Here is an 11,239-nt window from a genome sequence, read left to right as displayed (position 1 = left end):
CGCGGGCGGTTGCGGCGCGGCCGCGCGCGGCTGGGCTGCGGGACGGTCGGCATCGTCCGGCGCCGCCGGCGGGGGGGCAACCGGCCGGCTGACCGGCTCTTCCCTCAACGAACCTTCGCTACCACGTCTTCCAAACATGTCCCACGCACCAATTTCGCAATTTCGTGGCTACTTCCGTGCCTTCAGCTTGGCGAGCATTCCGGCCAGGCCAGTTTTGGTCTTGGTCTTTATTTCGCTTCGACCGGTCAGCACATGCGCGATTTCGGAGATCGATTTCACGATCATGTGCTGCGCATCCATCTCGCCGAGCATCCGGCCATTATTGGCCGCATTGCCGAAAAGCTGCGCCTCGAACGGGATCGTCGCCAGTGGCACCAAGTCGAGCGGTTCGGCAAAATCCTCCGCCGAGATCTCAGGCCGCTTGGGCATGCCGGCCTGATTGATGACCAGATAGGGGGGCTTATCGTTCGGCCGCAGCTTCTTGAGCGTGTCGACGAGGTTCTTGGTGTTGCGCAGATTCGCCAGTTCCGGCGACGCGGTTATGACGATGTCGTCGGCCTGGACCAGCGTCTTGCGCGTCCAGCCGTTCCACCCGTGCGGGACGTCGAGGATCAGAAGCGGCGCGCTGCGCTGGGCGATGTCGATGATCTGGGCGAAGGCGTCGGAATCGAAATCATAGGCCCTGTCGAGCGTGGACGGCGCGGCCAGCAGGGAGAGATGTTCCGAACATTGGGCAAGCAAACGGTCGAGATAGACCTCGTCGATGCGCTCGGGCGAAAACACGGCCTCCGCGATGCCCTGAGCCGGATCCTGGTCGAAATTGATATTCGCCGTGCCGAACGGCAGGTCGAGATCAGCCACGACGACTTCGGAACTGAACGTCGACGACATCATCCAGCCGACATTGTGGGCAATCGTCGAGGAACCGACCCCGCCCTTGGCGCCGACGAAGGCGATAGATTTGCCGAGCGGCTCGGCCTCGGGGTCGACGAAAATCTGAGAAATGATCGCGACCACATCGGCCAGCGAAACCGGAGCCACGACATATTCCGATATGCCGGCGCGGATCAGTTCGCGATACAGCCACACATCGTTGTAATGGCCGATGATGATGACCTTGGTCGAAGGATCGCACACATCGGCCAGTCGCTGCAGCGATTCCAGCATTTCCTTGGGCTCGTCGCGGGATTCCAGAACGATCAGGTTCGGCGTCGGCGCGGCCGCGTAATATTCGAGTGCGGCCTCAAGCCCACCCATGTGAACCTTGAGATGGGCCTTGGCCATACGCCGGTCGTCGCCGGCGCGCTCGATCGGTTTGGCCACACTCTCGGTTTCGCAGAAAGCCTGGATCGATATCCGCGGGATGGGACGCAACGCATTGAGCTGCGCCACTTCGCCGTCCGTCACCGCTTCGTCCAGCTCGCCTTCGCTGTCATAAGCCAGATTGTTCATCGTCCTCGCCTCGCTTCCGGCTCGTCAGTACTGGGTGACCGGGGCCCATTCGGTTTCACGGCTCTGGTAGTCCTCGATCGCCACCCCGCGATTGGCGGCGTCTATCTCGGTGGGGGCCCGCGGTCCCAGAAGGTCCGCCGGATTGGCCAGTTGGGCAGCCAGATTGTTCTGATAGGCGCAGCCGAAATTCGTGTAGTGCTTGTTCTCGCTTGTCTTGAGCACGTCGTCGGGCCAACGGCCGCATTGGCCGACATGGGCCTTCATGCGGCCATGCACGAGACGGATCGGGGCTGTCTGGTCGGGGGCGCCCGCATCGTAGGGCACGGTGACGATGCGCCCGGCCGGGATGCCCTTGCGCTGCATGTAACCGGCGATCTCGTAGGCGGCGGAACTGGCCGAGGCCGCGTTGGCGGAATTGGCCGGGACCATGATGCTTATCACGGCGCCAGCACCGCGATCGTAATTGGCGACATAGCCGTCAACGGCCGCACGATGGATCCGGGTCATGCCATGCTCGGACAGGCCGACGGGCAGGTCGAGCACCTCGTCCTGTTCGGAGATGATGATGGGGTGATTGGTCCGGTAGTCGTCCGGCACCGAACCGACCGTGATCGAATCGCGCTTGGCGCAACCGCCAAGCAGTGCGGCCGCCGCGATCGCGGCAAGAACGGTGGCGGCACGCCGCGACGGGCGTGCGGCCTGGGGCAGACAGGAGAGTGCACTACGCATCGTGCCGTTCCTCGCGATCATTTGTAGATGTAGCCGACCACACCGTGGTAGCGGCCCTTGGGCTTGTTGGTCTTCATGGTGCCGTAGACGCGATTGACACGGCCCAGAAACATGCCGGCGCCATCGCTGGCGGCGTTGAAATTGTCGTCCGGGCGGGCAAGCTGCTGGCGGGCCACCGGGCGCGCCAGATAGGGCGTGACGATGATGACGAGCTCGGATTCGTTGCGGACGAAGTCGCGGCTGCGGAACAGCGTGCCCAATACAGGCAGCTTCGACAGGCCGGGCAGTCCCGATGTCGCCTGGCGGATATCGTCGCGAACCAGGCCGGCGATCATCATCGAGCCGCCCGACGGCAGTTCCACGGTCGTGTCGGCAAGCCGCTTACGGATCGACAAGAGATTGGTGGCGGTCCGCCTGCCACCGGTGCCAAGCGGGACCGATCCTTCCGTCGTCGGCTCGGAGACCGAGGTGCGGACCTTCAGGCTGATGCGGCCGGGCGACAGCACGACGGGAAGGAATTCCAGCCCGATCCCGTATTCCAGCTTCTCGATATCGTAGGAAATGCCGCCGGTCTCCGAATCGACCTCCTGGCCCACGACCAGGTTGAACTCGCCACCGACCCGGAATTCGGCCTTCTCGCCGGAGATCGCCGTCAGCGTCGGTTCGGCGAGCGTCTTCATCACGCCAGCCTGTTCCATGGCGTTGAGATAGGCGTCGAGCGTGCTCGACCCGAAGGCCGTGCCGAGGCTGAGCTGCGATCCGGTCAGATGCTTGCCAAGACCGGAAATATTCTCGCCGATCGCGCCCCAGGAAATGCCGTTGGAGGTGCCGGAACCCATGATGTTGACGCCGAGTTGTTTCATGACAACGCGGCTGACTTCGGCAACGGTCACCTTGAGCGTGACCTGATCCTCGCCGACGATCTTCAGGAGGTTGACGATCTGGCTGACGCGCCGCTCAGCGTCGGGGTTGTTGATGTCGACACCGCCGCCATCGGTCGGCGCGGCGGCGGTCTGCGCATACTGGCCGGTGGTCGCTTCACCGCCGGTGACGAAAATCTGCGCCAGCCGGGCGGCGCGCGAGGCGTCGAGCGGGGTCTCGACGGTTCCCGTCAGGACGACGTTGTCGTTCAAGAGTTCGACGGTGATGTCGGAATTCGGGATGAACCGTTCGAGATAATCCTCAAGCCCGGCCACGTCGCGCTCGATCGCCAGGTCCAGGCTCGCGATCTGTTCGCCATTGGCGCCGAAGACATAAATATTGGTTTCGCCGACCTGCTTGCCGAACAGATAGATGCGTCGCGCGGTGCGCGTCACGGCGTCGGCAACCGTCGGATTTGCCACCAGGATGTCATAGGCGTCCTGCGGCAGATCGATAACGACAGACTTGTTGAGACCGAGCTTGATGCGCTGGCTCGTCGAACTGGTCGAGCGCACCTTGACCTGTGCGGCGGCCGCCTCGCCCGATCCGAAGCCGGGTACGGCAGGCAGGCCGATCGCCGCCATCGCGATCAGGCACGTCGCGATCCCCGTGGCGATCGGAGCCTTGAGACCCTTTTCCGGCAGCTTGCGAATATGCGACGTCATTTGCGCGCTCCAACTTCAGAGACTTCGCCCGATTTGATCAGCCGAACCGTGCCGCGCCGGCCATTGCCGGACACCAGATAGTCGGCCTCACCGGTCGGTTTTTCCTGGGCATCCTTGATCGAACGCAGCGCCAGCGTCAGCCTGTCGGCGAGCTGCTGGGCCACGGTGATGATTTCGGCCTGCTGGGCCGTCAGTTCGAGGGTCGCCGTCTCACCGACCTTGACCTTGCGGCCTTCCTCGTCCTCGGTGATCGTCTGATCGATGGCCAGGACGCGGATATTCTTCAGGATGGTTTCGGTGACGAAACCCTGGGTGCCGCCGCTCTCGGCGCGGCGCGTCATGATCACGTCGACAAAGTCGTTGGGCAGGATGAAACCACCAGCCGAGGTGTCGGCAGAAATCTGGGTGGCGATCGCGCGCTTGCCGGATGGCAGGATCGCGGACATGAAGCTTTGACCGGCGCCGATCAGTTTGGAGCGCCGCACCGGTTCGCCGGCATATATCGGCAGGCGGGCAATCGCCCCTTTCAGCGTTTCCTGGGCGTCGCCTTCGGCTTCACGCGTTATGAAACCATCGCTGACCGCCTCGGACGGCCAGTCCTGCCAGCGCATCTGGTTTTCCAGCGGTTGACCGACCGGCAGGTCCTCCGACAACACCAGCACCTCGGTCATGCGGACCGCCGGTTCGCGCGGCACCGCGTCCGCAACCACGATCGGCGCCGGCGCCGTCGCCAGGTTCTTCGCGATATAACCGGCAACACCGGCCGCGACGACGGCAACACCCAAAATGATCAAGCGTGAAGTGTTCATCAACCCGCACCTTTACCCGGCGATTTACGTCCACCGGCGGCGACAATGCGGGAGCAATCGTCAAATTAGGGTTAATGCAATGCTTACGATCGTCCTTAATTCAAGGTTTACGGATCGCAGTGCCTAACCGCCTAGACCTGGGCGAGCGCCCAGACCATCAGGGGCGAGTGCAGATAGGCGGCCAGACCGCCGAGGCCGAGCGCGATCCCATAGGGAACGCCGGCGTCGCGGTCGGCAAAATTGCGCAGGATCAGATTGTTGACCGTGATGTCGGCGAAAAGCGAGCGGCGATAAAGGAGGATGAAAAATGTGAGCAGGCCGCCGAACATCGCCGAAACGGTGAGATAATAAAGCAGGTTCATGTCGAACCCCATCCACAATGCCGTGGCCGCGAGCAGCTTGGCATCGCCGCCGCCCATGCCGCCGACGGCAAACAGGGCGAAGGTGACGGCGAGCACCGCAGCCATGGCGGCGAAATGCATGCCGAACTCGGGCCAGGCCATGCCGGTCAGCGGGGCCAGAACGGCGAAGGCGGCGACAAGCAAGACCGGCACGCGGTTGGCGATCGTCATCGACAGCATGTCGGAAACGGCCGCGAAAGCCATGCAGAACGGAAAGATGACGAAGATCGCCGCTTCAATCATGATCGCCTCACCGGTTGGTATGGTCCAGGATAGACCCAGCGCGCTTAAACAAGTGTGAAACCCGAAACCGCGCAAAGCAAAGGGGCCGCTCGACAAGCGGCCCCTCGGCTAGATCGGGCATTTGACGGCCCGAAGGCGGCGACTAGTCGGCCGTATAGTCGAGTTCCTTGGAGATTTCCGTGAACTGCTTGTCCAGCGACGTGCCGAGGGCACCGGCGCCGGCCATGATGGCCACGGCGATGAGGGCGGCGATCAGACCGTATTCAATAGCGGTCGCGCCGGATTCGTCTTTCACGAAACGTGCAAAAAGCTTAGACATTCGAGAGCTCCTACTCCACGTGTTACAGCACAGCCCGTCAACATTTCTTCGTGCGTTGATCGGATGGCCAGACACTACGGGGAAGCTGTTGCGATCGGCTTAAGAAACAGACTTACCGAAACCCTAACCCTTGCAACTGCCCCTGTTGGTTAAATTTGGCATAAGCAAAACCCGCGCTTTGTATGCTTTGCCGCCCACCTCGATTCGATCCGAAACGGCGGCCGCCCGAGCACCGGCACAATGCGCATGGTCGCCGTTCCCTACTTGAGGCGGGGAACACCTTTACTTGGAGCCTGCTTGACGGCGACGGGGACGCGCGCCGCCGGCTCGACGCCGCGAATACGACCTTACCGGGATCGTGAAAGGCTCGCGCACGCGAGCGGGGTATCTCGTCACGGGGGACCAAAAGGGCAGTCCCGCCAGGTTCGCGGCCGCGCTTAACCGAAGATTCACCAATCCGGTTCATCTTTCGGCAAGCACGAGGCGGAGAGACCCCATGGCGTCGACATCGAAATTCCCGGCACGACATGTCCTGATCGGCACGTTGGCGGCGCTGTCGCTGGCAGCCGGGGCCGCGCCTGCGCTGGCCGAAGCGGGCATACGTATCCTCATGAACGAGGCCAAGATCGTCAAGCTGGCCCGGCCGGCGGACACGATCGTGGTCGGCAATCCGCAAATCGCGGACGCCTCGGTCCAGGATGCCACCACGCTCGTGCTGACGGGGCGCGGATTCGGCGTCACCAATATCGTCGTCCTCGACCTGGACGGGGCCCCGATCGTCGACGAACAGATCTACGTGGCCCGCCAGGACACCAAATCCGTGCGCGTCTATCGCCGCGCCGAGGTTCAGACGCTGTCGTGCACGCCCTATTGCGAGAGCTCCTACAAGAGCGATGCCGAACGCCTGTCCGAAAGCGAGATGGGCGCCAGCCAGTAACGCGCCAACCGCCTCAGCGCCCCGGAAACGGGGCGGAGCCAACGGATCCCGCCCGGTTTCGGCTGCGGGTAAAGCATCGGTAAACGGGGCGTGGATAATTTTCCTGGTTGCCAAAACGGGAATTCAACCGCCATGCGCTAGACGTCTTTGCACGACTGCAATTGGGGTTGGCAGGAGTTGGCAATGACACAGCATAAGTCGGCAGGGCGTCAGGCCGCGACGACAAGGAAACGCAGAGGCCTTGTCGGCCGATTTGCGCGCAGTCGCGACGGCGCCGTCGCCGTCGAGTTCGTGGCGCTGGCGCTGCCGTTTTCCATGCTTGTCTTCGCAATTCTGGAAAGCTGCATCTCGTTTGCCGGCCAGCAAGTTCTGACGACCGCGACCGACAATGTCGCGCGTCAGGTGCGCACCGGCCAGATCAAGGCAGCCGGCCTGAACGAGGCCGTGCTCAAGCAGAAAATCTGCGACCAGATCGAAATCATCGTCGCGGCCGGCTGTCCCGGCCTGGAAGTAGATCTGCGCGAATTCGCCACCTTCGAGGAAGCGGCCAAGGTGCGCATCAAGCTGACCGCGGACAAGGATATCGACACCAGCGATTTCGACGTCGATCCCGGCCCGTCGCTGAGCAAGAACATGCTCAGAGTTTTCTATCGCTGGCCGGTTATGACCGACTTCATGCGCAAATCGATGTCGAATCTGAAGGACGGCAAGACGCTGCATTTCGCGACGGCCACCTGGCAGAACGAGCCGTTCGACGATTGATGCCGCCGTGGCAGCACGAGGTGCGCCGCGCGAGCAAAAAGGGACAGAAGCGATGTTAGGGCGAAACGGATTTTCGTATCGGAGTGTGCTTTGCAAGGCGACGTTGGTCGGCCTGTGGCGCGACCGGCGCGCCGCAGCCGCACTGGAGTTCGCCTTTGTCGTGCCGATCCTTATCGGGCTTTATTTCATGACCATGGAGACCTCGCAGGCTATCGAGGCCAACAAGAAGACCGGCCGCATCGCCTCGATGATCGCCGACCTCGTCACCCAGCAACAGCAGGTCACCGAAGCCGAGATCGACGCCATCATGAAGATCGGCGGTTCGGTGATCCAGCCCTATAACCGTACCGCGCCCTCAATCTACGTCACCGGGATCGAAATCACCGACGAGGACACGCCCAAGGTCAAGGTCGCCTGGTCGCGCAAGATGATCAACGGCACCGCGAGCGACCACCTGACGGCCGGTACGACGACGACCGTGCCCGAGGACCTCAAGGTCAGGGGGACCTTTCTCATTCGCGGCGAAGCCGAACTGGACTACAAGCCGGTCCTGACCTGGAACGCCGAAAAGAAGGCCACGATCGGCCTGGCCGCCGCCTTCGACAAGATCAGCATGGGCGAGCAATATTATTTGCGGCCCCGCATGAGCCAGCAGGTCAAATGCGTCGACTGCTGAAGGACGGCGCGCTCTTTCGAGCGGCGCGCGCCGGCCTTCGGGTTCTCGATCATCCGCATTTTCGATGGTGAAACGGGCCTCGCGCCTGAAAACGGCGGCTCGCTCCGGCTTACAGGCCGGCCGGGTGCCCAGATGATTTGGCAGCGGGCGGCGCGGCGGCAGGAGACGGCAGGGGCGCAACGAGTTCCATCAGGCCCAGCACGCTTCGATAGTCGGACTGGGACACCCGCAGAAACCCGCCCTGGCGCTCTTCCTCCACAAGATCGTAGATGTCGGGCTGCTGCTGCTTCAGGCTGGTCAGAAACCGCGCCAGCGCCTGTTTGAGCTCATCCGGCAGGTCGGTGCGGATCGCGTGCGGACCATAGCGTATCGGCGCCGAGGTCCACGCGATATCGAAACCATCCGCAGCGAGGCCGGCCTTCACAAGTCGGTCGACCGTACCGCCGGTTGCGCCGCCGACGCGCTCATACGCCCAACCGAAAAGGCCATCGACCTTGCCGGCGATGAAGCGGCGCTCGGCCTCGGCCGCGCTTTTCACGGCGACGCGTCGTTCGTCCGCGATCTCCGCCTCGTCGGCGCCGCCCGTCGAGGCCAGGCGCGGCAACAGATCCGACGCCAGACTGCCCGGCACATAGGCGATGCGCGGCGGCGTCGGCCGCTCGACCACGCCCGGCGCGACGATCAGCTGGGCGCGAATGCCGGTGGCACCGTCCCGCGAGATCGGCGCGGCCAGCGGCTCCACACAGTTGCAACGACGCCAGGCCAGCGCGTAGGCCAAAGCCGAGTAGACCGCGTAGTGCACACGCGCATTGGCATGCGCGTCGATCAGGGCGGCGAAATCGCGCGCAACGAAGATGTCGACGGGAATACCCAGGGCTTTCGAGAAGGCGCGCTCGATTGCCGATGCGCCCGGCACCGCCGCGCCGGCGCCGGGACGCGCCAGCATGCCGATCCGCAAGGTGCCGACCTCTTCCTTCCAGCCGGCCTGCGCGGGCGACGACCCCAGCGCGATCGTCGCGGCCACGGCCAACCCCGCCAACGTCGTCCGCCTCATCGCCATCTCCGCCTCGCAGCCGCTATGTGTCCCCTATCGCATGGCGACCTTGCCGTTTGGTTTCCGAATTGCCAATTCACCGCTTCAATTCTAAGTGTCGTTGGAACCAATGTGTAAGGATGTTCAGCCATGGCGCGCGCCTTTTTGTTCGTGCTCGACTCCTTCGGCATAGGCGGCGCGCCGGATGCCGCAGATTTCGGCGACGAGGGCGCCAACACCTTCGCGCATATCGCGCAAGCGGCTGCAGACGGAATGGCCGATCGGGCGGGACTACGCCGCGGTCCCCTCGCCCTTCCCAACATGACCGAGCTCGGCCTTGCCCTGGCCGCCGAGACGGCGACCGCTCCGAACGGAAAGGCGCCCAGCCGGCATGGGGCGGGCGGATTTTTCGGCGCCGCGCAGGAGGTCTCCAAGGGCAAGGACACCCCGTCGGGCCATTGGGAGATCGCCGGCCTGCCCGTACCGTTCGCGTGGGGTTATTTCCCCGACACAACGCCGAGCTTTCCCGACGACCTCGTGGCGGCGATCCTTCGCGAAACCGGCCTGCCGGGGATTTTGGGCAATTGCCACGCCTCGGGCACGGAGATCATCGCAAAGCTCGGCGAGGACCATATCCGCTCGGGCAAGCCGATCTGCTACACCTCGGCGGATTCGGTGTTCCAGATCGCCGCGCATGAAACCCATTTCGGCCTCGAACGGCTTTACAAGCTGTGCGCCACTGTCCGGCGCCTGGTCGACCCGCTCAATATCGGCCGCGTGATCGCGCGGCCTTTTATCGGCGAGACGCCGGCCGATTTTGTCCGCACCGCCAACCGGCGCGACTATGCGGTTCCGCCCGTCGAGCCGACGCTGCTCGACCGGGTGACCGAGGCCGGCGGCCGTGTGATCGGCATCGGCAAGATCGGCGATATCTTCGCCCATCGCGGCGTGAGCGAGGTGCGCAAGGCGGCCGGCAATATGGCGCTGTTCGACGCCGCGCTGACGGCGATGGACGATGCCGTCGCCGGCGACCTGGTGTTCGCGAATTTCGTCGATTTCGACATGTTGTTCGGCCACCGGCGCGACGTCGCCGGTTACGCCGCCGCGCTTGAGGCATTCGACGCCCGCTTGCCCGAGGCGCTGTCGCGGCTCGCCGAGGGCGACCTTCTGATCCTGACGGCCGATCATGGCTGCGACCCGACCTGGCCCGGCACCGACCACACGCGCGAGCGCGTACCCGTGTTCGGCACCGGCCCCGGCCTGGCACCGGCGGCGCTCGGGGTGCGCACCAGCTTCGCCGATATCGGCGAGACGATCGCCGCGCATCTGGGCTTGCCGGCCGGCCCGTACGGCCACTCTTTCCTGCCCGAGCTGCACGCCCATGCCTGAGCTGCCCGAAGTCGAGACGGTGCGCCGCGGGCTCGCCCCGGTGATGGAGGGCGCGCGTATCCTGTCGGTCGAACAGCGGCGGCCCGACCTGCGGTTCCCGTTTCCCGCCGACTTCGCCGGCCGGCTGACCGGGCGGCGGGTCGACGGCCTGTCGCGGCGCGCCAAATACCTCCTCGCCCATCTCGACGACGGCCTGACCCTGATCAGCCATCTGGGCATGTCGGGCTCCTGGCGCATCGAGACGGACGGGCCCGATGGCGACTCGCCCGGCCGCTTCCACCATGCCCGCTCCAAGAATGCCGCGCATGACCACGTCGTCTTCCATCTCGCGCCGAAGACCGGCACAAACGCCCGGATCGTCTTCAACGACCCGCGCCGTTTCGGCTTCATGGCTTTCGCCGAGGAAGGGGAACTGGCCGCGCATCCGCTGATCGGCAAGCTCGGCGCCGAACCGACCGGAAACAGGCTCGACGGCGCCCTGCTCGCGACCCTGTTTCACAACCGGCGCGCACCGCTGAAGGCCGCCCTGCTCGACCAGCGCCTGATCGCCGGGCTCGGCAACATCTATGTGTGCGAGGCCCTGTGGCGAGCGGGGCTCGCGCCCGACCGCGCGGCCGGGTCGATCGTGAACAAGCATGGCGGTGCGACGGCAGCCTGCGACCGGCTCGCCGCGGCGGTCCGCGCGGTGATCGCGGACGCCATCGAGGCCGGAGGCTCGTCGCTGCGCGATTACGTCCATGCCGACGGGGCACTCGGTTATTTCCAGCACCGTTTCGCCGTCTACGACCGCGAAGGCGAGCCGTGCGTCCAGCCGGATTGCGACAGCGTCGTCTTGCGCACCGTGCAGTCGGGCCGCTCGACTTTTTATTGCCCCGCGTGCCAGCGCTAGGCTAGAGCACATGC

At 64.4% G+C, this 11,239-nt stretch carries 12 protein-coding genes; 5 read left to right on the top strand and 7 right to left on the bottom strand.

The features are described 5' to 3' along the window. Window positions 1-168: 168 nt before the first annotated feature. The 6 genes from EP380_RS19695 to EP380_RS19670 all read right to left on the bottom strand — a co-directional run bounded on the left by EP380_RS19695 (window position 169) and on the right by EP380_RS19670 (window position 5,539). Complete coding sequence (locus EP380_RS19695; protein ID WP_127600210.1) at window positions 169-1,452, bottom strand: CpaE/TadZ family protein; 1,284 nt, start codon at window positions 1,450-1,452, stop codon at window positions 169-171. Between the two features lie 24 nt (window positions 1,453-1,476). Next, window positions 1,477-2,181: a CpaD family pilus assembly protein gene (locus EP380_RS19690; protein ID WP_127600208.1), complete on the bottom strand. Its 705-nt coding sequence runs from the start codon at window positions 2,179-2,181 to the stop codon at window positions 1,477-1,479. A 17-nt stretch (window positions 2,182-2,198) separates the two neighbouring features. Beyond that, entirely contained in the window at window positions 2,199-3,767 is a 1,569-nt protein-coding gene (locus tag EP380_RS19685; protein WP_164749924.1) for a type II and III secretion system protein family protein, read from the bottom strand. Beyond that, the gene (gene cpaB / locus EP380_RS19680; protein ID WP_106572501.1) at window positions 3,764-4,576 is read right to left on the bottom strand and encodes a Flp pilus assembly protein CpaB; all 813 of its coding nucleotides are present in this window, start codon (window positions 4,574-4,576) and stop codon (window positions 3,764-3,766) included. The genes EP380_RS19685 and cpaB overlap by 4 nt, the downstream gene beginning before the upstream one ends. Window positions 4,577-4,707: 131 nt before the next feature. Next, window positions 4,708-5,220: an A24 family peptidase gene (locus EP380_RS19675; RefSeq protein ID WP_106572502.1), complete on the bottom strand. Its 513-nt coding sequence runs from the start codon at window positions 5,218-5,220 to the stop codon at window positions 4,708-4,710. A gap of 142 nt (window positions 5,221-5,362) precedes the next feature. Beyond that, window positions 5,363-5,539 carry a Flp family type IVb pilin gene (locus EP380_RS19670; protein WP_106572503.1) on the bottom strand — a complete coding sequence of 59 codons (177 nt, stop codon included), beginning with the start codon at window positions 5,537-5,539 and terminating at the stop codon, window positions 5,363-5,365. A gap of 496 nt (window positions 5,540-6,035) precedes the next feature. On the opposite strand from EP380_RS19670, the gene EP380_RS19665 reads away from it, so the two are divergent. The 3 genes from EP380_RS19665 (at window position 6,036) to EP380_RS19655 (ending at window position 7,914) form a co-directional block, all read left to right on the top strand. Beyond that, window positions 6,036-6,476, top strand: a complete 441-nt coding sequence (locus tag EP380_RS19665) for a pilus assembly protein N-terminal domain-containing protein (RefSeq protein WP_106572504.1) — start codon at window positions 6,036-6,038, stop codon at window positions 6,474-6,476. A 183-nt stretch (window positions 6,477-6,659) separates the two neighbouring features. Next, window positions 6,660-7,238: a TadE/TadG family type IV pilus assembly protein gene (locus tag EP380_RS19660; protein ID WP_106572505.1), complete on the top strand. Its 579-nt coding sequence runs from the start codon at window positions 6,660-6,662 to the stop codon at window positions 7,236-7,238. A 103-nt stretch (window positions 7,239-7,341) separates the two neighbouring features. Further along, on the top strand, window positions 7,342-7,914 hold the full coding sequence (locus tag EP380_RS19655) for a TadE/TadG family type IV pilus assembly protein (protein WP_238719940.1): 573 nt from the start codon (window positions 7,342-7,344) through the stop codon (window positions 7,912-7,914). A gap of 109 nt (window positions 7,915-8,023) precedes the next feature. Here EP380_RS19655 and EP380_RS19650 read toward each other — a convergent pair whose 3' ends face one another. Further along, window positions 8,024-8,968: a PhnD/SsuA/transferrin family substrate-binding protein gene (locus tag EP380_RS19650; protein ID WP_158264404.1), complete on the bottom strand. Its 945-nt coding sequence runs from the start codon at window positions 8,966-8,968 to the stop codon at window positions 8,024-8,026. Window positions 8,969-9,097: 129 nt separating this feature from the next. Here EP380_RS19650 and EP380_RS19645 point away from each other — a divergent pair, with 129 nt between their 5' ends. Next, on the top strand, window positions 9,098-10,336 hold the full coding sequence (locus EP380_RS19645) for a phosphopentomutase (RefSeq protein WP_106572507.1): 1,239 nt from the start codon (window positions 9,098-9,100) through the stop codon (window positions 10,334-10,336). Continuing rightward, window positions 10,329-11,225 carry a bifunctional DNA-formamidopyrimidine glycosylase/DNA-(apurinic or apyrimidinic site) lyase gene (gene mutM, locus EP380_RS19640; RefSeq protein WP_127600206.1) on the top strand — a complete coding sequence of 299 codons (897 nt, stop codon included), beginning with the start codon at window positions 10,329-10,331 and terminating at the stop codon, window positions 11,223-11,225. The genes EP380_RS19645 and mutM overlap by 8 nt, the downstream gene beginning before the upstream one ends. The last annotated feature ends 14 nt before the right edge of the window (window positions 11,226-11,239 follow it).

Origin of the sequence: Nitratireductor alexandrii, assembly GCF_004000215.1 — a bacterium.
Classification (GTDB): Bacteria; Pseudomonadota; Alphaproteobacteria; order Rhizobiales; family Rhizobiaceae; genus Mangrovimarina; species Mangrovimarina alexandrii.
Note: the sequence above shows the minus strand (reverse complement) of the source record. Positions and strands in the feature narration are given on the sequence as shown.

Coding starts and splice junctions, on each gene's coding strand:
- EP380_RS19645 (WP_106572507.1), top strand. CDS start 9,098: ATGGCGCGCGCCTTTTTGTTCGTGCTCGACTCCTTCGGCATAGGCGGC.
- mutM (WP_127600206.1), top strand. CDS start 10,329: ATGCCTGAGCTGCCCGAAGTCGAGACGGTGCGCCGCGGGCTCGCCCCG.
- EP380_RS19660 (WP_106572505.1), top strand. CDS start 6,660: ATGACACAGCATAAGTCGGCAGGGCGTCAGGCCGCGACGACAAGGAAA.
- EP380_RS19695 (WP_127600210.1), bottom strand. CDS start 1,452: ATGAACAATCTGGCTTATGACAGCGAAGGCGAGCTGGACGAAGCGGTG.
- EP380_RS19650 (WP_158264404.1), bottom strand. CDS start 8,968: ATGAGGCGGACGACGTTGGCGGGGTTGGCCGTGGCCGCGACGATCGCG.
- EP380_RS19685 (WP_164749924.1), bottom strand. CDS start 3,767: ATGACGTCGCATATTCGCAAGCTGCCGGAAAAGGGTCTCAAGGCTCCG.
- EP380_RS19665 (WP_106572504.1), top strand. CDS start 6,036: ATGGCGTCGACATCGAAATTCCCGGCACGACATGTCCTGATCGGCACG.
- EP380_RS19670 (WP_106572503.1), bottom strand. CDS start 5,539: ATGTCTAAGCTTTTTGCACGTTTCGTGAAAGACGAATCCGGCGCGACC.
- cpaB (WP_106572501.1), bottom strand. CDS start 4,576: ATGAACACTTCACGCTTGATCATTTTGGGTGTTGCCGTCGTCGCGGCC.
- EP380_RS19690 (WP_127600208.1), bottom strand. CDS start 2,181: ATGCGTAGTGCACTCTCCTGTCTGCCCCAGGCCGCACGCCCGTCGCGG.
- EP380_RS19675 (WP_106572502.1), bottom strand. CDS start 5,220: ATGATTGAAGCGGCGATCTTCGTCATCTTTCCGTTCTGCATGGCTTTC.